This is a genomic window from Thalassospira sp. MCCC 1A02898 (assembly GCF_001618185.1).
Taxonomy (GTDB): Bacteria; Pseudomonadota; Alphaproteobacteria; order Rhodospirillales; family Thalassospiraceae; genus Thalassospira; species Thalassospira tepidiphila.
In genome coordinates this window covers 1-23,882 of sequence record NZ_LPXK01000013.1, presented here as the reverse complement: position 1 = coordinate 23,882, position 23,882 = coordinate 1, and the positions used below count along the sequence as shown (strand labels likewise).

Here is a 23,882-nt window from a genome sequence, read left to right as displayed (position 1 = left end):
CGATCCTTGTGGAAGCGGGTCAGGAAAAAGGTATGAACAAAGAACTTAGCGTTCAAACCGAAAATGGCAACGGGGCAGCACAAGCTGCCCCGTCCGAAAGCATATTTTATCAGGCGCTGAGCTGATTAAGCGCCGCTTCAAAGGTGACTTCGGTTTTCTCACCCGATTTGCGGTTCTTGAGTTCAACAACGCCGTTCTTGAGGCCTTTGGGGCCAATGACGATCTGCCAGGGCAGACCGATCAGATCCATATCGGCAAACTTGCCACCTGCACGGATGTCGCGGTCATCATAAAGGACCTCGATCCCGGCATTGGTCAGCTTGGCATAGGCATCTTCGCAGGCCGCATCGCATTCATCATCACCGGTCCGCAGGTTGATCAGGCCAACCTTGTACGGCGCGACAGATTCCGGCCAGATGATGCCGTTTTCGTCGTGGGATGCCTCGATCAATGCACCGACAAGGCGCGACACGCCAATGCCGTATGAGCCCATCTGAACCGGAACTTCGGTGCCATCCGGACCAAGGACGGTTGCGCCCATCGGTTCGGAATATTTGGTACCAAAGTGGAAGATGTGACCAACTTCGATGCCGCGCGTGGTGACAAGGTCATCACCAAGGGCCGTTACGGCCTCGTTGGCAGCATCGTGCATTTCTTCGGTCGCGGCGTAATCTTCAAGCGTGCCCTGTACCCAGTTTTCAAGGCCGGTACGATCATTGAGATCAACGCCCTTGCCGGTCAGGTCCTTATCGAGCCACTTCTTGTCGCAGAAGACTTCACTTTCGCCGGTGTCAGCCAGAATGATGAATTCGTGGCTAAGATCACCACCGATCGGGCCGGTATCGGCCACCATCGGGATCGCCTTGACGCCCAAACGGGTGAAGGTCCGGCAATAAGCCAGGAAGATCTTGTTATAGGTGTGACGCGCGCTTTCGTAGTCGATATCGAACGAATAAGCGTCTTTCATGTAGAATTCGCGACCCCGCATCACGCCAAAGCGCGGGCGGATTTCATCACGGAATTTCCACTGGATATGATATAGCAGCTGCGGGAGTTGCTTATAAGAGCGTACATCCTTGCGGAAGATGTCGGTGATCGCTTCTTCGTTGGTCGGACCAAACAGCATCTTGCGATCATGACGGTCGGTGATGCGCAGCATCTCAAGACCGTAATCATCATAACGACCACTTTCCTGCCACAGCTCGGCCGGCTGAATGGTTGGCATCAGAAGCTCGTTAAAGCCGATCTTGTCCTGTTCTTCACGAACGATCTGTTCGATCTTTTTAAGAACACGGTGGCCGAGTGGCAGCCAGGAATAGATCCCTGCGGTCAGCTGACGCACCATACCGGCGCGGAGCATCAGACGATGGGACGCAATCTGGGCTTCCGAAGGGGTTTCCTTCAGGGTCGGCAGAAAGAACTGGGAAAGACGCATCAATGCCTCGTGATGATCAGATCTGAATATTTGGGTCTGTAATAACCTTGCCCGGAAAATGCGACAGCAGCGCCCGAAACGCAAGCCGGAACTTGCTTTATATCATCGATGGCTGGTTAAGCGCCAAAGATGGCAAAACGACGACGGCAATCAGCGAAAGCCCGCCTTGCGGCATGCATCAATCAGTTCAGCGTTATTGGCATCATCGCCAAGCGGCTGATCGTTGAAATAAACCCGCCCGTTGCGATAGGTGATCTTGCCGATATTCTGTTCGCCGCTGACCCCGTCCGGAACGGTGATGCCGGAATATTTAAAGAAGTCGATGGTGACCGGGAATTCGATTTCCTTGGGCAGCGAATTCAAGATGTTGCTGCCACCATTCAAATCGGCCGGGGCAACCGCATTCCCGCGCACATCAACACCCGGTTTGTACGCCACATCGTCGTCGGGCACATGCGTGACCAATTCCTTGCAGGCAGCACGCGTAACGATGATCGTTGGTGCCGATGCCTCACTTGTTGCTGCAGCATCATCCGCAGCACCGCCATTCGTTTGTTCTGTTGCAGAGGGGAATGGGGATTCGTCCTGTGCCTTGGCCGTGATGAGTGGAGACACCATCAGCATCGCCGCGGTCACAGGCGCCAATAGTCTGATTTTATGACCAAATCTGGCATTTGAAATAGATTGGACCAATGAAAACTGGGGCATGATTTAGTTTCGTCCTATCTGTGTGCAGTGCAGCAACGATTCATTTGTGAAGTTTGGTCAAAACATCTTGCATAAAAACGAAACATGTGGCTTTTTAGTCGTCCGCTAACGGCGCAAGATCGTTGCGGAAGGCGTATCGCAGCCGCTCATAATATTGCGGGAGGCTTTGTTGCCAATAAGCATACAAGAAGCAGGCGCGACGTCGAAATAAAACCTGTGCATAAGCCCAGGTCTTAGGAGGAAGTATAAAAAGATTACGGGAAAACAGCTATAAAAATAGCGTCTTAGCAAGATCCTTGTGATCTTGCTTTTTTTTTGCCCCTGCACCAATCGACGCGCCAAGCCATGATTTTTCTGCAGGGCTTGCGACGCGCCAAACGACAAAACCCCGCACAAAATGTTGCGGGGTTTTATATTTTACGGATTGGGTCAAACGCCTTATTGCGGCGGTCGGACTTCGATCATGCCGCTGGTGATGACAAACCATGCGACCACCCACAGGATTGCCGAAATCAGACTGGTGGCGAGGATCTTTTTCCACATGTGCGGCTTTTCCGGCGCACCACTGTCATGGCCCGGCTCAACATTTTCGACCCGCTTGACGCCGACCGGCAGCACCATGAACAGAACCAGCCACCAGATAACGATGTAAACAAGAAGTCCGGAAAACCAGTTCATAGGGGTGCCTTCGGGTTGGATGCAGCATCTGAATGTTTAAAAGACGATAGAAACGCCCGACCTGTTTTGCAAGGCCGGACGTTGTGAGGCGGATCTCCTGAGGGGGTAGATCAAACCTGTTCGAGTTCGACCAGGGTTCCGTTGAAATCCTTGGGATGAAGGAACAAGACCGGCTTGCCATGGGCACCGATCTTGGGTTCACCATCACCCAGCACGCGCGCACCACTTGCCTGCAGCTTGTCACGCGCAGCCAGAATGTCATCGACCTCGTAGCAGACATGATGAATGCCGCCCGACGCGTTCTTTTCAAGGAAACCCTTGATCGGGGAATTGTCCCCCAACGGATAGAGCAGTTCGATCTTGGTATTGGGCAATTCGACAAACACAACCGTCACGCCGTGATCGGGTTCGTCTTGCGGCTCCGAGACCTTTGCACCCAGAACATCGCGATATTGCGCAATCCCGGCCTCAAGGTCCGGCACAGCAATCGCAACGTGGTTCAGCCGTCCAATCATGGTGTTCTCCTAACGTCTTTCATCTGCCCGATTGACGACAATCTAGGATAGCTGCGCGTTCAGAGACAACTGCGCTTTTGGTCGAATGCCGCAGCGTGCGTGCTCAATCAGCCCTGCTCTTTCACACGCGCCAGATGCACTTCGATCAGCGGGCGTTTGCCCATGCGTTGACGCACCGGACGGCGCAGGGCCTGACGGACGGCAAGGATCACCGTGGCATCATCCATGACTTCTTCGTCATTGAGCTGATCAATACGATTGCCGATTTCGGCCGCAAATTGATCCAGACGGGTTTCTTCGCCGGGCTCGTCAAACAGGCTGGGTGCTGTGATCATCGGTTCATTGACCATTTCGCCAAACTGGTTGAGCACCACGGTCACGAACATCACGCCGTTCCAGACGATGCGATTGCGGTTACGGAAGGTATCGGCATCGCGTTTGAGCAACCGACCGCCATCAAGGGCAAGAACACCGGCCTCTGCCACGCCGATAACGTGGGCATCACCGGGGGCCAACCGAATAACCGTGCCGTCATGCGGGATCACCTGTTCGGGGATCTGGCATTCCGCACCAAGGGCAGCCTGTTCGCACAGATGGCGGGTTTCGCCATGGACCGGGACCAGAATTTTCGGGCGGGTCAACTGATACATGCGCGTCAGGTCTTCACGGCCCGGATGACCCGATACGTGGATCGGTTCATCGCGCGCGGTGATGACTTTGACGCCACGGCGGATCAGCAAGTTCTGGATATAGCCAATGGACTTTTCATTGCCCGGAATTTCACGCGCCGAGAACACCACCGTATCGCCCGGATCAAGTTGGACGGTGGGATGATCGCCCTTGGCAATGCGCGACAATGCGGCACGGGGTTCGCCCTGTGACCCGGTGCAAAGCAAAAGAACCTGATCCTTAGGCACTTCCATGGCGTCTTCGTCGGTCAGAAGGTTCGGATAGCCTTTGAGGTAGCCCACTTCGCGCGCGGCCTCTGTTACGCGGTTAAGCGACCGGCCGGCAAGCCCGACACAGCGGCCGTTTTCGTGGGCGGCTTCGATAACCGACTGCACGCGGGCAACGTTGGTGGCAAAGCAGGCAACGGCAATGCGCCCCTGCGGATGTTCGGCGAACAGTTTGGACAGGTTCTTGGCAACGTCGCCTTCTGAGCCTGTTTTGCCCTCCGAGAACACATTGGTCGAATCACACACCAGTGCCATGACGCCTTCATCGCCCAGTGCTTCGAGCTTTTTGACATCCGATGCCTCGCCAATCTGGGGATCGGGATCGAACTTCCAGTCGCCGGTATGGACAATCAGGCCTTTTGGCGTGCGGATCGCAAGCGCGTTGGGCTCCAGGATCGAGTGCGTCATGGTGACGAATTCGATGTCAAAGCAACCAAGCTGGAACCGCCCGCCCAGTTCGATCACGTGGATCGGCACCTGATCGGCAAAATCGGTTTCAGACAGCTTTGCCTTAAGGAATTCGGCGGCAAACGGGGTCGCGTAAATCGGGCATTTCAGGCGCGGCCACAGATACGGCACAGCGCCCAAGTGATCTTCGTGCGCGTGGGTCAGGACCAGGCCAAGCAGCTTGTCCTTGCGTTCCTCGATAAAGGTCGGGTCGGGCATAACCACGTCAACACCCGGCAACCCTTCCTCGCCGAACGAAACCCCCATATCGACCATCAACCATTGATCGTCATAGCCATAAAGGTTCAGGTTCATGCCAATTTCGCCGGAACCTCCGAGCGGCACGAACAAAACGTCATCTTTTGGCAAATACAAATCCACGGAAGCTATATCCTTTGTTTTCGGCGCATCAATTACATGCGGGATAATCGTTCCCCTTGCGTCACGCAAGTCTTTATCCTGTAGGGCGTTCGGTCTGCTGGCTGTTGCGGCGATAGATCATCAACAAACCCAGCATGGTCAGATCACCATGCAGATATTCAATTTCATCAACCGCCTTGGTAAAGAGCGGTGCTAGCCCACCGGTTGCCACGACTTTCATCTGGTCGACATTTTGCTGTTGGCGAATACGCGCAAGCAACCCTTCGATCATCGAGACATAGCCCCAATAGACCCCTGACTGCATGGCTTCGACAGTGTTTTTGCCCACCACACTGCGCGGGGCCTCGATCGCGACCATCGGCAACTGGGCCGCGGCCATATGCAGGGCCTTGATCGACAGGTTGACACCCGGCGCAATTACACCGCCAAGGTAATCGCCATTACCATCGACAACGTCAAAGGTTGTGGCCGTCCCGAAATCAAGCACCACCAGCGGCCCGCCAAACAGTTCATGGGCAGCAATCGCGTTAACAAGGCGGTCTGCGCCCACCTCGCTTGGTCGATCCATGATGATTTTCATATCAAGATTGACCGCAGGATCGCCGACAACCATCGGTTCGACATTGAAATAGCGGCGACACAGGGTCTTGAGGCTGAATTCCGCAGCCGGCACCACGGTGGCAATAATCGCCCCCGTAATCGCATCCTTGGGCACGCCAGACAGCGTGAAAAGATGGTGCAACCACACGCCCAACTCGTCCGCGGTGCGTTCGGTGGTGGTGGAACAGCGCCACTGGCCCTTGATGGTATCGCCATCAAAAACGGCAAAGACGATGTTGGTGTTCCCGGCGTCAATCGCAAGCAACATGATGCTTACAAGCCTCCGCTACAAAGCAAGCTATGTGGTTATATCAGGCGGCAAAGAACACTTCGCCAGCCCCGATGCGGTGCTCAAAACCGCTGTCTTCTCTTAGGATAAGTTCGCCACCCTCATCAAGCCCGACGAAAGTTCCCTGAAGTTCGCGTTCGGTCAGGCGGGCGACAACCGGTTTGCCAATGCCATATCCGCGCGCCAGCCAGGCTTCGCGGATCGGTGCAAAACCGTCCTGTTCCCAGATCGGCAACCAGTGTGCAACGCGCGCAACGTAGGTTGATATCAGATCCGTAACCGACACCGGGGAGCCCAACGCCGCCAACGAGGTTGCCGGGCGTTCGGCATCATCGGGGAAAAAGGCGACATTCACCCCTGCCCCGATCACAAGGTAATCGGTTGCGTCCCCCTTATTGGAGGCACTTTCAAGCAGGATACCGCAAATCTTGCGATCATTGACCATCAGGTCATTGGGCCATTTGCAATCCGGACGCACCATACCGCCGGTGACGGTTTCAACCGCCTCGGCCATGGCAACAGCGATCAGGAAGGTCAGACGGGCGGCTTCGGCCAGTGAACAGGTCGGACGCAGCAACAGCGACGAATACAGATTACCCACCGGTGACGACCAGGCACGGCCACGGCGGCCACGGCCAGACGTCTGGGTTCTGGCTATAACAAGGGCGCCACTTTGGGCGCCCTTGTCTGCGAGGCGCTTGGCCTCTTCATTCGTGCTGTCGACCGCTTCCAGTTCGTGAAGGGTGAAACCTTCGGGAAGACGGATCGTTCGCAATGCCATTCTTACATCCCAAACAGCGATGCCGCGGCAACAGCTGCGCTATCCATCAGCGGGTTCGGGAAGAAGACGAAGGCCAGGATGATGATCGTGGCAACCGCCATGATGACATTCATCTCGGTACCATTGCGATCAAAGCCTTCGACTGGCTCGTCGAAATACATGACCTTGATGATACGCAGGTAGTAATAGGCACTGACGACCGAGGTCACCAAGCCAATTACTGCAAGCGTCACAAGACCGGCATCGACGGCTGCCTTGAAGACATAGAACTTGCCAAAGAAGCCAGCCAGCGGCGGGATACCTGCCATCGAGAACATGAAGATCGCAGTGATCGCAGCCATCAGCGGCTTGGTTTTCGCAAGACCGGCAAGATCGGTGATTTCCTCGTTCATGCGGTCGTTACGACGCATGCACAGGATGACGGCAAAGGTGCCAAGGTTCATGACCAGATAGATACCCAGATAAACCAGAACACCGGTGACACCTTCCTGCGTGCCTGCGGCCAGACCAACAAGTGCGAAACCAACGTGACCGATGGACGAATAGGCCATCAGACGTTTGATGTTTTCCTGACGGAGCGCTGCAAAAGAACCAACCGCCATCGACAGGATGGAGATCAGGACAATGATCTGCTGCCAGTCTTCAACAGCACCGCCAAACGGACCAACGGCAACGCGGATGAACAGCGCCAGACCGGCAATCTTCGGGGCAACCGCAAAGAAGGACGTGACCGGGGTCGGCGCACCTTCATAAACGTCCGGGGTCCACATGTGGAACGGAACGGCGGAAACCTTGAAGCACAGACCGGCAAAGATGAAGGCCAGACCAACCAGCGCACCCAGCGGCAGTTCACCACCGACTAGCGTATTGCCCAGAACGGTGAAGTTCGTGGTGCCGGTAAAGCCATAAACCATCGACATGCCATACAGCAGGATGCCCGAGGCGATCGAACCGAGGATGAAGTATTTCAGCCCCGATTCCGTCGAACGCACGGTGTCGCGGCGGATAGCCGCAACAACATAAAGCGCAAGCGACTGCAGTTCGAGACCAAGATACAGCGACAGCATATCGGTTGCCGATACCATCGCCATCATGCCAAGGGTGGCAAGAGAGATCAGGATCGGGAACTCGAAGCGTGCCATGTTTTCACGCTCGGCAAAGTTCATGGCCATGATGATGCCGGTTGCAGAACCGATCAGGATCAGGACCTTGCAGAACTTGGCAAACGGATCAGCACTGAACTGACCAAAGAACGCCGAACCACCATCACCCATCACCACCAGTGCGATGGTAATGACCTGGGCGGCAACTGCCAGCCAGGATACGGTGCGGAAGGATTTGTCCTTGCCGGCGAAAACCCCAAGCATCAACAGCGCCAAGGCAGAAACTGCCATAAACATTTCGGGCAGCGCGGCCCCGAGGTTGAGCATAGAAACTCCCATGTTCATTCCCCTCAATTCGCAGCCAGCTGGGCGGCTTGTGCCGCTGCAGCCTGGGCCGTTTCGACCTGGTTGACGAGGTTCTCAACCGAGACATGCATGATGTCGAGGAAGGAGACCGGATAGACCCCCATCCACAGAACGATGATCACCAGCGGTGCAAAGATAATCCATTCACGCGGGCTCAGATCGAGGATGGTTTTCAGGTTCTCTTTGGTGAGTGCCCCGAAAATAATCCGGCGATAGAGATACAGCGCATAGGCCGCACCAAGGATCAGACCGGTTGCCGCAAAGAATGCGACCCAGGTGTTGGCTTCGAACGCACCCAGAAGTGCGAGGATTTCACCAACGAACCCGCCCGTACCCGGCAGACCAACCGATGCCATGGTGAAGAACATGAAGATCAGTGCGTAGCTCGGCATACGGTGGACAAGACCACCATAAGCGTCGATTTCGCGGGTATGGATACGGTCATAGACCACACCGACACACAGGAAGAGTGCACCGGAAACCACACCGTGGCTGAGCATCTGGAAGATCGAACCTTCGATACCATGCTGGTTAAAGGTGAATGCACCGATGGTAACAATCCCCATATGGGCGACCGACGAATATGCAATCAGCTTTTTCATGTCCTGCTGCGCAAGGGCGACCAGCGACGTATAGATGATTGCAACAATCGACAGCGTGAAGACGAGCGGTGCGAAGGTTTCAGATGCCAGCGGCATCATCGGCAGCGAGAAACGCAGGAAACCGTAACCACCCATTTTCAACAGCACGCCAGCCAGGATCACGGAACCGGCCGTCGGTGCTTCAACGTGGGCATCAGGCAGCCAGGTATGGACCGGCCACATCGGCACCTTGACGGCGAACGATGCAAAGAAGGCCAGCCAGAGCCAGAGCTGCATATTATAATCGAAGCCGTATTCCATCAGGGTCGGGATATCGGTGGTGCCCGCTTCGAAATACATCGCAAGCAGTGCCACCAGCATCAGGACCGAACCAAGAAGGGTATAAAGGAACAGCTTGAATGCCGCATAGACGCGACGCTGACCACCCCAGACGCCGATGATGATGAACATCGGGATCAGGACGCCTTCGAAGAACAGATAGAACAGCAGACCGTCAAGGGCGCTGAACATGCCGACCATCATCGTTTCAAGAACGAGGAAGGCGATCATGTATTCCTTCACGCGCTTCTGGATGGCTTCCCATGCCGACAGGATACAAATCGGTGTCAGGAAGGTCGCCAGCAGGACGAACAGAACGGAAATACCGTCAACGCCCATGTGATAGGAAATGTTCAGACCCGGCATCCAGTCCGCCTGCTCGACGAACTGGAAATCTGCGGTCGTTGCATCGAAGTTCACCCACAGCATCAAGGATACGAGGAACGTGAACCCCGAGGTCCAAAGCGCAACCCAACGGGAATTGCGGGCAACAGTCGCCTCTTCACCATTGATCAGCAGCAGCAGGGCTGCACCGACCAGCGGCAGGAAAGTGACGATCGAAAGAATTGGCCAATCACTCATCGCCCGTTAACCCATCTTCCAAATTGTGTAGGAGACCAGCGCTGCAATGCCGATCAGCATCGCAAATGCATAGTGATAGACGAAACCACTCTGAATGGCGCTGACGCGACGTGCGATGTTACGGCAAGCAGCTGCCACACCATCCGGACCGCAACCATCAATGATGGCACCATCCCCTGATTTCCAGAAGCCATAGCCCAAAGCAAAGGCCGGCTTGACGAAAATCTTGTCATAGAGCTCGTCGAAGTACCATTTGTTCAGCGCGAAGCGGTAAACACCGTTGAAGGTGTTGGCCAGCGTGCGCGGAAGCGACGGTACGAGCTTGTACATGACAATCGCAAGCGACAGACCGGTGATCATGGCAACAAACGGTGCCCATTTCACCCAACCCGGAACATGGTGTGCATTTTCCAGAGCGTTGTGGCCTTCGGCCATGAAGAGTGCGCCATTCCAGAAGGTCAGCATTTCTTCAAAGTCGCCGCCACCGAACCAATCCTTGGCGAACCAGCCGGCAAAGACAGCACCGACGGTCAGGAACAAGAGCGGACCGGTCATGATCGCCGGGCTTTCATGCACGTGCGCCATGGTGCGTTCATCAGCGCGCGGGGCACCGAAGAAGGTCAGGAAGATCAGACGCCAGCTGTAGAACGAGGTCATCAGAGCCGCAAGAATACCCGCCCAGAAGGCATACAGGCCAACGCCGGTATGTGCCCCATAGGCGCTTTCAAGGATCAAGTCCTTGGAATAGTAACCCGCAAAGCCCGGAACACCGGTAATCGCAAGCGTCCCAATCACCATCACAGCAAAGGTCAGCGGAACCATTTTGGCGATTCCGCCCATCTTGCGCATGTCCTGTTCATCAGACATGGCATGGATGACCGAACCGGCACCAAGGAACAGAAGCGCCTTGAAGAAGCCGTGCGTCATCAGGTGGAAGACACCCGCCGAATAAGCCGACACGCCGCAGGCAAAGAACATATAGCCCAGCTGCGAACAGGTCGAATAGGCAATGACGCGTTTGATGTCGTTCTGAACACAGCCGATGGTGGCTGCAAAGAACGCAGTCGAGGCACCAACGATGGTCACGATCATCAGGGTGGTTTCAGCATATTCAAAGATCGGCGACAGACGTGCGACCATGAACACACCGGCCGTCACCATGGTTGCCGCGTGAATAAGGGCGGAAACCGGGGTTGGGCCTTCCATTGCGTCGGGAAGCCAGGTGTGCAGGCCAAGCTGTGCCGATTTACCCATCGCGCCGATGAACAGCAGGAAGCAGGTAATTTCAAGGGCTGAGAACTCATGGCCCAGGAACATCAGCGTGGTTCCCGCGACTTCTTCGGCATTGCCAAAGATGACGTCGAACTGAACGCTGTCGAACAGGACATAGACCGCAAAGATACCAAGGGCAAAGCCGAAGTCACCAACACGGTTGACGATGAAGGCTTTCATCGCAGCCGCCGATGCCGACGGTTTGGAATACCAGAAGCCGATCAGAAGATAGGACGCCAGACCAACGCCCTCCCAGCCGAAGAACAGCTGGATCAGGTTGTCGGCGGTAATCAGCATCAACATCGCAAAGGTGAACAGGCTGAGATACGCCATGAAGCGCGGCTTGTCCGGGTCATGCGACATATAGCCGATGGAATAGATGTGAACCATCGAGGACACACCGGTGACAACGATCAGCATCACACAGGTCAGCGTATCAATACGCAGCGACCAGGACGCATCAAAGCTGCCCGAGGAAATCCAGGTAAACAGTTCAATCACAACCGGGTTGCCACCAAGGGCAACATCGACAAAGGCAAAGATCGAAATCACAAAGGCAATCACGACACCGGCAACGGTGACCAACTGTGCCAGACGATCAGACGAGGACACACCATGATGGTGATGACCATGGCTGTCATGCGGGGCATCCTTTGCGGTCGACATGGCGCCGACCAGCGTGATGGCCCCGGCAAGGATTGCCGCGATCAGGGGCAGGAATACAATCAACGGATACATATCTGCCTTACCCCTTCATCATGTTGATGTCTTCAACCGCGATGGTGCCGCGGTTACGGAAATAGACGACCAGGATCGCCAGACCAATTGCCGCTTCAGCCGCAGCAACCGTCAGAACGAAGATGGTAAATACCTGTCCGACGAGGTCGCCGAGGAACGACGAGAACGCGACCAGATTGATATTGACCGCCAGCAGCATCAGCTCGATCGACATCATGATGATGATGACGTTCTTGCGGTTCATGAAGATGCCGAAGATCCCGAGTGTGAAAAGGATCGCCGCGACGGTCAGATAATGTGCAAGACCGATTTCCATCAGATCCCCCTTCCGACCGGAACTTTTTTGACTTCAAGCGTATCAGCGCGGGTACGCTTGACCTGCTCGGAGATTTTCTGACGACGGACACCTTCACGGTGACGCAGTGTCAGGACAATTGCGCCAATCATCGCAACAAGCAGAACCAGACCAGCCGCCTGGAAGATGTATGCGTAATCGGTGTAGATCAGTTGACCGAGTGCTTCGACGTTGGTCAGCCCTGCCGGTGTCGGCTGCGCGAGAACCGCGACCGCCTCATCCGTCAGGGTCCAGCCAGCGCCAACCAGTGCCAGTTCGACAAACAGAACAACCGCGATCAGAACGCCGATCGGCAGGTAGTTCAAAAAGCCCTGACGCATTTCGACAAAGTTAATGTCGAGCATCATGACGACGAACAGGAACAGGACTGCAACCGCGCCGACATAGACGACGACGAGCAGCATGGCGAGAAACTCGGCACCCAGCAGGACGAAAAGTCCGGCTGCGTTAAAGAATGTCAAGATCAGCAACAGTACCGAATGCACCGGGTTGCGAACGGTCACAACCGCAGTCGCGGACAAAACCGCGACGGTAGCAAACAGGTAAAAAGCCAAAGCCTGTACGACCATAAGGTACCCCCTTGGCGAACCGTTGTTGCCCCTTTGGCAAACAACGGCCCATGAACTCTCTTTCTAACGATCAGACGCGACACTTACCGATAAGGTGCGTCTGCCTCCAATCGTGCAGCAAGCTCGGCTTCCCAACGCTCGCCGTTTGCCAGGAGTTTGTCCTTGTCATAGAACAGCTCCTCGCGGTTTTCGGTTGCGAACTCGAAGTTCGGACCTTCGACGATGGCATCCACCGGGCAGGCTTCCTCGCAGAAGCCACAGTAAATGCATTTCGTCATATCAATGTCGTAACGTGTGGTACGACGCGAACCGTCATTGCGCGGCTCGACCTCAATGGTGATGGCCTGTGCCGGGCAAATGGCTTCGCAAAGTTTGCAAGCGATGCAACGCTCTTCGCCGTTCGGATAACGGCGCAGTGCGTGTTCGCCACGGAAACGCGGGCTCAGCGGACCTTTTTCGTACGGGTAGTTGATCGTCACCTTGGGCTTGAACATGTATTTCAAGGTGAGCGCCATTCCCGAAACGAGTTCCGCGAGCAGGAAGCTCCGGGCCGTCCGATCAATAAATGACATCGTTTACCTCTCTCTTTCCGATGCGCGGCGATCAGGCCGGGACCTTGTCAAAAACAACGAGGAACGTGGCAACCAGCATGACCCATGCAAACGACAGCGGCAGGAAGATTTTCCAGCCCAGACGCATCAGTTGGTCATAACGGTAACGCGGGAAGGTTGCACGGACCCACAGGAAGATGAACAGAACGAAGCAGATCTTGATGATGAACCAGATTGCGCCCGGGATGAATTCGAGGAACGGCAACGGCGCGCTCCAGCCACCCAGGAACAGAATGGCGCACAGGCCACTCATCAGGATCATGTTCGCGTATTCACCCAGGAAGAACAGCGCAAAGGTCATCGCCGAATAGTCGACGTTATAACCCGAGACCAGTTCGGCTTCCGCTTCGGGAAGGTCAAACGGTGCGCGGTTGGTTTCTGCCAGAATGGATACGATGAAGACGATGAACATCGGGAAGTGATAAACGAAGTTCCACTCCCAGATACCACCAACCTGCCCGCGGACAATGTCGCTGAGGTTCAGTGAACCGGTCGTCAGCAGAACCGAGATGATGATCAGGCCAATCGAAATCTCATACGAAACCATCTGGGCGCCGGAACGCAGCGCGCCAAGGAAGGCGTATTTGGAGTTCGATGCCCAACCGGCCATCACGATACCGTACACACCCAGCGAAGAAATCGCGAAGATGTAAAGAATACCGACATTCAGATCGGCCAGAACCATGCCCTCGTCGAACGGAATAACCGCCCAGGCAATGATTGCCAGAATAAAGGTCAGCATCGGGGCGATGATGAACACGCCCTTGTTCGCGCTGCTCGGAATGATTGTTTCTTTCAGAAACAGCTTCAAACCATCGGCAAGCGGCTGCAGAAGGCCAAACGGCCCCACAACGTTCGGGCCCTTACGGAGCTGAATAGCACCGATGACCTTACGCTCGGCGTAGGTCAGATAGGCGACAGCACCCAGCAACGGCAGAACAATCGCCAGAATTTTGGCGACGATCCAGACGAGCGGTTCAATATATCCGTCCCAAAGAAGTTCCATCGGTCAAACCGTATCTTTTGCGTTTCGTCCCAAAATTGGGACACCCCCTTGCGGGATGAGCGACGATCAGATCGTCGCTCCCCTTACTCAGGCAACCTTCTCGGCAGCCGCATCCTTGACAAAGGCCTCAGTACATTTGGCCATCGTCACCGAAGCACGGCTGATCGGGTCGGTCATATAGAAATTGCGAACCGGCGATACAAAGCCATCAGACTTCATGTCACCTGACACACCGAAATCGGTCCATTCCGCCTTGGTCGGAACGTTCAGCGACGCAAAGGTCGGGCTGAGTTCCACCATGCGCGAGCGAACGGCATCGATATTGTTGTATGGCAGGGTCAGATCCAGCGCACCGGAAAGTGCACGGACAATCGCCCAGTCCTCACGCGCGTCACCAACCGGGAAGATCGCACGCCAGCCCTGCTGGGCGCGGCCTTCGGTGTTGACATAGGTGCCATTCTTTTCGGTGTAAGCAGCACCCGGCAGGATCACGTCTGCGGCCTGCGCACCGGCATCGCCCATCGCACCCTGGTAAATGACAAATGCCTTTTCCAGTTTGCTCATGTCGACTTCGTCGGCACCCAGAAGATAGACAACCTCGATATCGCCTTTGGCAGCACCATCGAGAATGTCATTGGTTGCCAGACCGCCCTCACCCGGTACGAAGCCAAGATCAAGACCGCCAACACGCGATGCCGCAGTGTGCAGAACGTTAAAGCCGTTCCATTCGCCGGAAACCATGCCGTATTTCTCGGCAATGGCGCGGGTGGCAGCAAGAACCGCGTCACCGTCTTCACGGTTAAGCGCGCCCATGCCGACAATGATCATCGGCTTTTCAGAAGCCTTGAGAACCTTGGCGAACTCGTTCTTGCCATCCAGTATTTCCTGGAGGGTTTCCGGACCGGCACCAAGGTAATCGTTCTTGTAGGTCGGATCCCACTTTTCACCAATGATGCCGACTTTGAAATCGCCAGCGGTCGTGCGCCAGCGTTTGCGCAGACGGGAATTGATGATCGGTGCTTCGGCACGGACATTGGCACCAACGATCAGGCAGGCATCTGCCTCGTCAATACCGGCAATCGTGCTGTTGAAGATATAGGAGGCGCGCGGGCCACCAATCTTCGATCCGTCCTGACGGCAATCAAGGTTCGGCGAACCAAGTTTACCCATCAGGTCTTTTAGCGCGGTCATCGATTCACAATCGACCGTGTCACCCGCAAGAGCGGCAATTTTCTTGCCATCCAGGCCGGAAACCTTTGCCCTGATCGCAGCAAATGCTTCGTCCCAGCTTGCCGGCTGCAGCTTGCCATCCTTGCGAACATACGGACGGTCAAGGCGCTGACGTTTCAGGCCATCAATGGCGTAACGGGTTTTGTCCGAAATCCATTCTTCGTTGATATCTTCGTTGGTGCGCGGCAGAACGCGCATCACTTCGCCGGTACGGGCATCGATACGAATGTTCGAGCCAACCGCGTCCATGACATCGACGCTATCGGTTTTCTTGAGCTCCCACGGACGCGCGGTAAACGCATACGGCTTGGAGGTCAGAGCACCGACCGGGCACAGGTCAACCAGGTTGCCTGAAAGCTCGGAATTGATGGAGGCTTCGATATACGGTCCGACTTCGGTGTCCTCGCCACGGTAAACAGCACCCATGGTGCCGACACCGGCGACTTCCTCGGAGAAGCGAACGCAACGGGTGCAGTGGATGCAACGGGTCATGATCGTTTTGACGATCGGGCCCAGTTCCTTGTCCTTCACTGCACGTTTTTTCTCGGCGTAACGTGAAGAGTCAAAACCATAGGCCATGGCCTGGTCCTGAAGATCACATTCACCACCCTGGTCACAAATCGGGCAATCCAGCGGATGGTTGATCAGCAGGAATTCCATCACGCCGTTGCGTGCCTTTTTCACAAGGTCGGAATCGGTTTTGATCACCATTCCATCTGCCGCAGGCATGGCGCAGGATGCGACCGGTTTCGGCGCACGTTCCATTTCCACCAGACACATACGGCAGTTGCCGGCGATTGACAGGCGTTCGTGATAGCAGAAACGCGGGATTTCCTTACCGGCCTCTTCACAGGCCTGAAGGACTGTCGCCCCGGCTTCTACTTCAACTTCAATACCGTCAACTGTTAGTTTCGGCATGTCTCAATCCCTCTCAACAGGCCTCTCTCAGGCCGCGATCCGTGCGCGATATTCCTTGATCCGACGTTCCATTTCGGGACGGAAGTGACGGATAAGGCCCTGAATCGGCCATGCAGCAGCATCGCCAAGCGCACAAATGGTGTGGCCTTCGACCTGTTTGGTCACATCCCACAACAGATCAATCTCATCGAGCGTGGCTTCGCCGCGAACCATGCGCGTCATCATGCGCATCATCCAGCCGGTACCTTCACGGCACGGCGTGCACTGACCACAGCTTTCATGCTTGTAGAATTCCGACAGACGCGCGATCGCGTAGACAATGTCAGTTGACTTGTCCATGACGATGACAGCAGCGGTACCAAGACCGGAGCCGACTTCACGCAGGCCGTCAAAGTCCATCAGAACGTCATCACAGACGTCTTTTGGCATCAGCGGAACAGATGAACCGCCCGGAATAACCGCAAGAAGGTTGTCCCAGCCGCCACGAACGCCGCCGCAATGCTTTTCGATCAGTTCCTTGAGCGGAATGCTCATGGCTTCTTCGACAGTGCACGGCTTTTCGACGTGACCAGAGATGGCAAACAGCTTGGTGCCGTGGTTGTTTTCGCGGCCAAAACCGGCGAACCAGGAACCGCCACGACGCAGAATGGTCGGAACAGCCGCAATCGATTCGACGTTGTTGACCGTGGTCGGGCAACCATAAAGGCCTGCGTTCGCCGGGAACGGCGGCTTCAGGCGCGGCTGGCCTTTTTTACCTTCCAGGCTTTCGATCAGGGCGGTTTCTTCGCCACAGATGTAAGCACCGGCACCGAGATGCAGGTAAAGGTCAAAGTCCCAACCCGAACCACAGGCGTTTTTACCGATCAGACCGGCTTCATAAGCCTCGTCAATCGCGCGCTGCAGGTTGGATGCCTCGTGATAGAACTCACCACGGATATAGATATAGGCCGCATGCGCATTCATCGCGAAGCTGGCCAGAAGGCAACCTTCGACCAGGGTGTGCGGATCATTGCGCATGATTTCGCGGTCTTTACAGGTCCCCGGTTCACCTTCGTCGGCGTTCACAACCAGGTAGCTCGGACGACCATCAGATTCCTTGGGCATGAAGGACCATTTGAGGCCGGTCGGGAAGCCAGCGCCCCCACGACCACGCATACCGGATGCTTTCATCTCGTCGATGATCCAGTCGCGGCCTTTTTCGATCAATGCCTTGGTACCATCCCAGTTGCCACGGGACTGCGCGCCTTTAAGGCCGAAATCCTGGAAACCATAAAGGTTGGTAAAGATACGATCCTTATCCTGCAGCATATCAGGCGTCCCCTTCGCTTGCATCAGCATCCTGCGGGGCTGCGCCGCAGCCACAGAATGCCTTCAGAACCTTCGGACCATCGATCGGCTCGCACCCTTTGCGGCCGCTCTGCGGACCGGCTTTCGGCTTCTCGCCCTTTTTGAGGGCATCGAGGATGGCCTTGGTCGTTTCCGGCGTCAGGTCTTCGTAATAATCGTCGTTGATCTGCATCATCGGTGCGTTGACACACGCACCAAGGCATTCGACTTCGATCATGGTGAACTGACCGTCTTCGGTGGTTTCACCAACGCCGATGCCGAGTTCCTTTTTGCAGGTATCGACAACGTCGGCAGATCCGCGAAGCCAGCACGGCGTGGTGGTGCAAACCTGGATGAAGTTCTTACCCACCGGGGCAAGGTTATACATCGTATAGAAGGTTGCGACCTCGTAGACGCGAATGGCCGGCATTTCGAGCATGTCGGCAATGTAATCCATTGCGACGGTCGGAACCCAGTTACCTTCGGTCTGACGCTGTGCCAGATCAAGCAGCGGCATGACCGCGCTCTGCTGGCGGCCTTCCGGATACTTGGCGATGATCTTCTTTGCCTTTTCCTGATTTTCAGGCGTGAAAGCAAAGCTGGTCGGCTGAAGCTCTTTCGGAGCTGGTCTTCTCAAATGGCTCATCGGTCAATCTCACCGAACACGATATCTAGCGACCCGATATTGGCAACGACGTCGGCCAGCATGTGGCCTTTGGACATGAAGTCGATGCCTTGGAGGTGCGGGAACCCCGGGGCGCGGATTTTGCAGCGATACGGACGGTTCGAGCCATCCGAAACAAGATACACACCAAACTCGCCTTTTGGTGCCTCGACCGCGGCATAGCATTCGCCGGCCGGTACGTGGAAACCTTCGGTGAAGAGTTTGAAGTGGTGAATAAGGGCTTCCATCGAACGCTTCATTTCGGCGCGTGACGGCGGTGCCACTTTGTTGTTTTCAACAATGACAGGACCATCCGGCATATTTTTGATGGCCTGCTTGATGATTTTCAGCGACTGCCACATTTCCTCGAAACGGACAAGGAAGCGGTCATAGCAATCGCCGTTCTTGCCGACAGGAATGTCAAAGTCGAATTCTTCGTAAGAGTCATAGGGCTGCGATTTACGCAGATCCCACGCCAAACCCGATGCACGGATGTTCGGACCGGTGAAGCCCCAATCAAGGGCCTCCTCGGCGCTGACGATACCGATATCGACCGTACGCTGTTTGAAGATACGGTTGCCGGTCAGAACGCGGTCGAAGTCTTTCATAAAGATTTCGTACTGGTCTGCCCATGCGTCGATATCATCAAGCAAGCCTGCCGGAAGATCGGCAGCAACGCCCCCCGGACGGAAGTAGTTGGCGTGAAGACGGGCGCCACAGGCGCGCTCATAGAATTCCATGAGCTTTTCACGTTCTTCAAAGCCCCACAGAAGCGGGGTCATCGCACCAACGTCCAGTGCGAACGCGGTCAGGTTCAGAATGTGGTTCAGGATACGACCGATTTCCGCATAAAGAACACGGATATACTGCGCACGCTTGGGCACTTCGACACCCATCAGCTTTTCGATGGCCAGGCAATATGCATGTTCCTGGTTCATCGGTGCGACATAGTCGAGACGGTCGAAATACGGGGTCGCCTGAATATAGGTCTTATATTCGATCAGCTTTTCCGTACCACGGTGCAGAAGACCAATATGCGGGTCGGAACGTTCGACGACTTCGCCGTCCATTTCCAGAACCAAACGCAGAACGCCGTGCGCCGCAGGGTGCTGCGGGCCGAAGTTCATGGTCATGTTTTTGATTCTTTGTTCGGACATCAGGCGTTGCCCTCCGCCTTTTCATCACCCGGAAGAACATGCTGGATGCCTTCCCATGGGCTTTCGAAATCGAAATTACGGAAATCCTGAACCAGTTTGACCGGCTCGTAGACAACACGCTTCTGTTCGTCGTCATAACGCACTTCGACATACCCGGTCAGCGGGAAGTCTTTGCGCAGCGGATGACCTTCAAAACCGTAATCGGTCAGAATACGGCGGGGATCCGGATGACCAGCGAAGAAGATACCGTACATGTCCCACGCTTCGCGCTCGAACCAGTCGGCGGCGCTGAACAGCGAAACACAGCTTGGTACCGGGGTGTCTTCGTCAGTACGGACCTTCACACGAATGCGCAGGTTATGCTTGAGAGACAGCAGGTGATAGACCACGTCGAAACGCTCAATACGTTCCGGGTAGTCTGCACCACAAACATCAATCAGCTGCTTGAACAAGCAGCCGGTATCATCCCGAAGGAAGGTCAGAACTTTAAGGATATCATCGCGCTTGGCGACGATGGTCAGCTCGCCGTAACGAATCTCGCTTTCGAGAATTTCGTTGGCCAGCTGTGACGCCACCAGATCTTTCAGATCTTTCAAAGCAGCGCTGTTATCGCTGAGCAGTTCGCTCATGCAAGCCCCCTATTACGGATCAGCGTGTCAGGACACCGGTACGGCGGATTTTCTTTTGCAGCTGCATCACGCCATAAATCAGCGCTTCGGCTGTCGGCGGGCACCCGGGAACGTATACGTCCACCGGCACAACGCGATCACAACCGCGCACCACCGAATAAGAATAGTGATAGTAACCGCCGCCATTGGCGCACGAGCCCATCGAAATAACCCAGCGCGGCTCTGCCATCTGGTCATAGACCTTACGCAGTGCCGGGGCCATTTTGTTGGTCAGGGTACCAGCAACGATCATCACGTCCGACTGACGCGGGCTTGGGCGGAAAACCAGACCATAACGGTCAAGGTCATAACGCGACGCCGCCGAATGCATCATCTCAACAGCACAGCAGGCCAGACCGAAAGTCATCGGCCACAAGGAACCGGTGCTTGCCCAGCTTGCGAGTTTATCGAGATTGGCAAGGACAAAGCCCTTGTCGTTCATCTCGTCAAACACGCCCTTAAGCATTGCATCCTGATCCGAACCGGGTGCCAGGGGTGCGCCTGATTTGGTGCTCACTCCCATTCCAAAGCTCCCTTCTTCCATTCGTAGATAAAGCCGACCGTCAAAACAGCCAGGAAGATCACCATCGATACAAAGCCGAATGTCCCGATATCACCGAGGGTTACAGCCCACGGGAACAGGAAGGCGACTTCGAGGTCGAAAATAATGAACAAGATTGCGACCAGATAGAACCGAACGTCGAACTTGATGCGCGCGTCTTCGAACGGCGCAAACCCGCATTCGTATGCGGACAGTTTCTCAACATCCGGTGCCTGCTTGGCAAGAACCAGCGACGCGATGACGATTACCGCCGAAAGACCGACGGCGATCCCGATGAACACCAGGATCGGAAGATATTCCGAAAGAAGCTCTTGCATCTCTCTGACCTCTCAAGAACAGGCCTTTTGACCCGACCAGGTCCCCACCTGGCCAATTACGGCGCACCATAACGTATGCACCGCACAAGTTCCAGTCCCCAAGCACGTTGAACATGCTCTAAGACCGGAAACTTTCTAATCTTTTTACCGTTTACTATCGTCCGATATCGGGCTGGACGTCGAGATGATCAAGACCCAATCGTGCGAAGCAGCATTAGCAACACAAGAAAAGGCGACCGCGGAAAAGACAATTCGCCCCAAAAAAGACAACAGATGATGGATCATGGCGCGAGCGACGAGACTTGAACTCGCGGCCTCCGGCGTGACAGGCCGGCGCTCTAACCAACTGAGCTACGCCCGCAAAATGACCATCAATCGGCGCGCCTTTGTTAGACCACCCCCCAAACCAAGTCAAGCAGCTAGCAACGATTTCAACCCATTCGACAATTGCGCCCGCAAACATCACCCGCTGCGGGGTAATTTGGCCCCGAAATTGTACGGCATTAATCAATTCTGTACATTTAGGGGGCTTTATACCTATGGGGCTTTGCAAAGGGGTGTCGGCTTTTATAGAATTGTTGACAAATAACCCCTATCTTACGGTGCGATAGAGGCAGGTTCGGGCGTCAGGTTCCACCCCGAACAGAGTCATTACGACGGAGAAGACCACCCGTGGGGCGCGTAAAAGAAGAATACAGATCACTGGCCGGACCTGAAAAGGCAGCGATTCTCATGCTTGCTCTTGGGGAAGAGCACGCAACCAAGATGTTCAGCATGATGGATGATGAGGAAATCAAAGAGATTTCCCAAACCATGTCGAGCCTGGGTACGATTAACTCTAATATCGTTGAGCGCCTTTTTGTCGAATTCGCTGACCAGCTTTCTTCAACCGGGTCACTGGTCGGTTCGTTTGATACCACCGAACGCCTGCTTTCCAAGGTACTGCCAGAAGACCGTGTGAACGGCATCATGGAAGAGATCCGCGGTCCTGCGGGTCGTACCATGTGGGACAAGCTGAACAACGTGAACGAAGCGGTTCTGGCGAACTACCTTAAAAACGAATATCCGCAGACCGTCGGTGTGGTTCTGTCCAAACTCAAACCCGCACATTCTGCGTCGGTTCTCTCACTTTTGCCGGAAAACTTCTCGATGGAAGTCATCATGCGTATGTTGCGCATGGAAGCCGTTCAGAAAGAAGTCCTCGATAACATTGAAAAGACGCTGCGCACCGAGTTCATGTCGAACCTTGCGCGCGGTTCGCGCGGTGATAACCACGAACTTATGGCGGATATCTTCAACAGCCTTGACCGTCAAAGTCAGGACAGATTCCTTACTGCGCTTGAAGAACGCAACCGTGATTCGGCCGAGAAGATCAAAGCGCTTATGTTCACCTTCGAAGACCTTGCGCGGCTTGACAACAACGGCGTTCAGACGCTGCTGCGTCAGGTCGAAAAGGACAAGCTTGCTCTGGCTCTGAAAGGCTCGACCGATCAGATGCGCGACCTGTTCTTCAAGAACATGTCCGAACGCGCCGGCAAGATGATGAAGGAAGATATGGACGCGCTTGGCCCGGTCCGTTTGTCCGACGTCGAAGAGTCGCAGATGATGATCGTCCAGCTGGCCAAGGAACTGGCCGCACAGGGCCAGATCGTCATTTCCGAAGGCGGTGCCGAAGACGAAATGGTCTTCTAGTCCCCACCAAAATACCGCAACTGCACAAACACCAAAGGGACAGCCAATGCTGTCCCTTTTTTCGTTCGTCAGGCGCGATCAGATGGGGAATATCCCAAGCTAAGCCAAACTACCCTGCCCTAGCCCAGAATGACGTTAGGAACCGGATCAGAGATCGACTGAATTTCCCAGCGCAGGCGGTTCTGACCGTTGATTTCACGGAACTCTGCTGCGTTGTGGCTGCGCACCCCTGCGGTCGTGCGGACCTCGATCTTGCCGGTCATCTGGTAGCCGAGTGCCGTCAGGCGGTCCTGATACTGGTCAGGGACAAAGCCGCCCCGAATTTCAACGGTGTTTCGCTCTGAATTAAAGAACATTTCCAGTATGCGCGATTGCCGGCGGACAAAGACGAAGCTTTTTTCGCGCATGATGTTGCCGCGCTTTTCATAGACCATGTTGAACACGCCGCGCCCGGTATAGGTCAGCTGTCTTACAGCCGAATCGCGCTTGAGATCTGCCAGAACCTTGGCGACCTTTTCCTTTTCACCCTCCGCATCCAGGCTTTTATCCAGAAGGCCTTGGGTAATGTTTGGCTGTACCAGCAAACCACGGTAGCTCAGGCGATAATCGCCATTACGCTCCATGGACAAATCAATGGTGAAGGCCTCGGGCAGATAGCAGCTGGCAAGCATTACGGGCAGACACAGAACGATCAGAACCTGACGGCATATCGACCATGTTTCACGCGCGAAACGCGTTGGCATTGCGACACGGCTGATACGCTCAGGGCCAGACGGATGGCGGGCCGGATTACTGTTCATCTTGAAGGTTCCGATTCTCTTGACCATGGCATCAACAGTGCCTGTCTGCCGACCAAGCGTCAACTTATACAAGCCCCTGTCCGAAGGACGATATGGGGAAGCAAAGCAACTGCTTACCAGGCGTCGGGATACGCAAAATCCGGAAACGAAAAAAGGCAGCCTTTAGGGCTGCCTTTATCATGGTGGGTGATGAGAGATTCGAACTCCCGACCCTCTCGGTGTAAACGAGATGCTCT

Annotated in this window: 23 protein-coding genes and 1 tRNA gene; 1 reads left to right on the top strand and 23 read right to left on the bottom strand. The window is 55.1% G+C overall.

The window, feature by feature from the left end:
- Nucleotides 1-109: 109 nt before the first annotated feature.
- From proS to AUQ41_RS16640, 22 genes are all read right to left on the bottom strand, one after another.
- Complete coding sequence (proS, locus tag AUQ41_RS16745) at nt 110-1,435, bottom strand: proline--tRNA ligase (RefSeq protein ID WP_008891212.1); 1,326 nt, start codon at nt 1,433-1,435, stop codon at nt 110-112.
- A gap of 150 nt (nt 1,436-1,585) precedes the next feature.
- Nucleotides 1,586-2,053, bottom strand: a complete 468-nt coding sequence (locus AUQ41_RS16740) for a hypothetical protein (protein ID WP_232308432.1) — start codon at nt 2,051-2,053, stop codon at nt 1,586-1,588.
- 528 nt (nt 2,054-2,581) lie between these two features.
- Nucleotides 2,582-2,821 (bottom strand): DUF1467 family protein, encoded by a 240-nt coding sequence (locus tag AUQ41_RS16735; protein ID WP_008891214.1) that lies wholly within the window; start codon nt 2,819-2,821, stop codon nt 2,582-2,584.
- Nucleotides 2,822-2,931: 110 nt separating this feature from the next.
- Nucleotides 2,932-3,336 (bottom strand): methylmalonyl-CoA epimerase, encoded by a 405-nt coding sequence (mce, locus tag AUQ41_RS16730; protein ID WP_008891215.1) that lies wholly within the window; start codon nt 3,334-3,336, stop codon nt 2,932-2,934.
- 107 nt (nt 3,337-3,443) lie between these two features.
- Complete coding sequence (locus AUQ41_RS16725) at nt 3,444-5,120, bottom strand: ribonuclease J (protein WP_197147393.1); 1,677 nt, start codon at nt 5,118-5,120, stop codon at nt 3,444-3,446.
- Between the two features lie 73 nt (nt 5,121-5,193).
- Nucleotides 5,194-5,988, bottom strand: coding sequence for a type III pantothenate kinase (locus tag AUQ41_RS16720; RefSeq protein WP_008891217.1), 795 nt, complete (start codon nt 5,986-5,988; stop codon nt 5,194-5,196).
- Nucleotides 5,989-6,031: 43 nt separating this feature from the next.
- Nucleotides 6,032-6,790 carry a biotin--[acetyl-CoA-carboxylase] ligase gene (locus tag AUQ41_RS16715; protein WP_063089387.1) on the bottom strand — a complete coding sequence of 253 codons (759 nt, stop codon included), beginning with the start codon at nt 6,788-6,790 and terminating at the stop codon, nt 6,032-6,034.
- Between the two features lie 2 nt (nt 6,791-6,792).
- Nucleotides 6,793-8,232 carry an NADH-quinone oxidoreductase subunit NuoN gene (gene nuoN / locus AUQ41_RS16710; RefSeq protein WP_232308431.1) on the bottom strand — a complete coding sequence of 480 codons (1,440 nt, stop codon included), beginning with the start codon at nt 8,230-8,232 and terminating at the stop codon, nt 6,793-6,795.
- A gap of 11 nt (nt 8,233-8,243) precedes the next feature.
- On the bottom strand, nt 8,244-9,761 hold the full coding sequence (locus AUQ41_RS16705; protein ID WP_008891220.1) for an NADH-quinone oxidoreductase subunit M: 1,518 nt from the start codon (nt 9,759-9,761) through the stop codon (nt 8,244-8,246).
- Between the two features lie 6 nt (nt 9,762-9,767).
- Complete coding sequence (nuoL, locus tag AUQ41_RS16700) at nt 9,768-11,771, bottom strand: NADH-quinone oxidoreductase subunit L (protein WP_063089385.1); 2,004 nt, start codon at nt 11,769-11,771, stop codon at nt 9,768-9,770.
- 7 nt (nt 11,772-11,778) lie between these two features.
- Nucleotides 11,779-12,087 carry an NADH-quinone oxidoreductase subunit NuoK gene (gene nuoK, locus AUQ41_RS16695; protein WP_007089416.1) on the bottom strand — a complete coding sequence of 103 codons (309 nt, stop codon included), beginning with the start codon at nt 12,085-12,087 and terminating at the stop codon, nt 11,779-11,781.
- Nucleotides 12,087-12,695, bottom strand: coding sequence for an NADH-quinone oxidoreductase subunit J (locus AUQ41_RS16690; protein WP_008891222.1), 609 nt, complete (start codon nt 12,693-12,695; stop codon nt 12,087-12,089). The genes nuoK and AUQ41_RS16690 overlap by 1 nt, the downstream gene beginning before the upstream one ends.
- An 83-nt stretch (nt 12,696-12,778) precedes the next feature.
- Entirely contained in the window at nt 12,779-13,267 is a 489-nt protein-coding gene (nuoI, locus tag AUQ41_RS16685) for an NADH-quinone oxidoreductase subunit NuoI (protein ID WP_008891223.1), read from the bottom strand.
- A gap of 31 nt (nt 13,268-13,298) precedes the next feature.
- Nucleotides 13,299-14,312 carry an NADH-quinone oxidoreductase subunit NuoH gene (gene nuoH, locus AUQ41_RS16680; RefSeq protein ID WP_008891224.1) on the bottom strand — a complete coding sequence of 338 codons (1,014 nt, stop codon included), beginning with the start codon at nt 14,310-14,312 and terminating at the stop codon, nt 13,299-13,301.
- Nucleotides 14,313-14,399: 87 nt separating this feature from the next.
- On the bottom strand, nt 14,400-16,460 hold the full coding sequence (nuoG, locus tag AUQ41_RS16675) for an NADH-quinone oxidoreductase subunit NuoG (protein WP_063089384.1): 2,061 nt from the start codon (nt 16,458-16,460) through the stop codon (nt 14,400-14,402).
- Nucleotides 16,461-16,487: 27 nt separating this feature from the next.
- Complete coding sequence (gene nuoF / locus AUQ41_RS16670; protein WP_008891226.1) at nt 16,488-17,768, bottom strand: NADH-quinone oxidoreductase subunit NuoF; 1,281 nt, start codon at nt 17,766-17,768, stop codon at nt 16,488-16,490.
- A 1-nt stretch (nt 17,769) separates the two neighbouring features.
- Nucleotides 17,770-18,432 carry an NADH-quinone oxidoreductase subunit NuoE gene (gene nuoE / locus AUQ41_RS16665; RefSeq protein ID WP_063089383.1) on the bottom strand — a complete coding sequence of 221 codons (663 nt, stop codon included), beginning with the start codon at nt 18,430-18,432 and terminating at the stop codon, nt 17,770-17,772.
- Complete coding sequence (locus tag AUQ41_RS16660) at nt 18,429-19,607, bottom strand: NADH-quinone oxidoreductase subunit D (RefSeq protein ID WP_063089382.1); 1,179 nt, start codon at nt 19,605-19,607, stop codon at nt 18,429-18,431. Before AUQ41_RS16660 ends, nuoE begins: the two co-directional genes overlap by 4 nt.
- Complete coding sequence (locus AUQ41_RS16655; RefSeq protein ID WP_008891229.1) at nt 19,607-20,236, bottom strand: NADH-quinone oxidoreductase subunit C; 630 nt, start codon at nt 20,234-20,236, stop codon at nt 19,607-19,609. Before AUQ41_RS16655 ends, AUQ41_RS16660 begins: the two co-directional genes overlap by 1 nt.
- Nucleotides 20,237-20,255: 19 nt before the next feature.
- Nucleotides 20,256-20,798, bottom strand: coding sequence for an NADH-quinone oxidoreductase subunit B family protein (locus AUQ41_RS16650; protein WP_063089381.1), 543 nt, complete (start codon nt 20,796-20,798; stop codon nt 20,256-20,258).
- The gene (locus AUQ41_RS16645) at nt 20,789-21,154 is read right to left on the bottom strand and encodes an NADH-quinone oxidoreductase subunit A (protein WP_008891231.1); all 366 of its coding nucleotides are present in this window, start codon (nt 21,152-21,154) and stop codon (nt 20,789-20,791) included. The genes AUQ41_RS16650 and AUQ41_RS16645 overlap by 10 nt, the downstream gene beginning before the upstream one ends.
- A gap of 284 nt (nt 21,155-21,438) precedes the next feature.
- Nucleotides 21,439-21,515: transfer RNA gene (locus AUQ41_RS16640), tRNA-Asp, on the bottom strand.
- Nucleotides 21,516-21,826: 311 nt separating this feature from the next.
- On the opposite strand from AUQ41_RS16640, the gene fliG reads away from it, so the two are divergent.
- Nucleotides 21,827-22,846: a flagellar motor switch protein FliG gene (gene fliG, locus AUQ41_RS16635; protein WP_008891232.1), complete on the top strand. Its 1,020-nt coding sequence runs from the start codon at nt 21,827-21,829 to the stop codon at nt 22,844-22,846.
- A gap of 119 nt (nt 22,847-22,965) precedes the next feature.
- Here the strand turns inward: fliG and AUQ41_RS16630 are convergent, their stop codons facing one another.
- Entirely contained in the window at nt 22,966-23,646 is a 681-nt protein-coding gene (locus tag AUQ41_RS16630; RefSeq protein ID WP_232308430.1) for a hypothetical protein, read from the bottom strand.
- Nucleotides 23,647-23,882 lie beyond the last annotated feature (236 nt).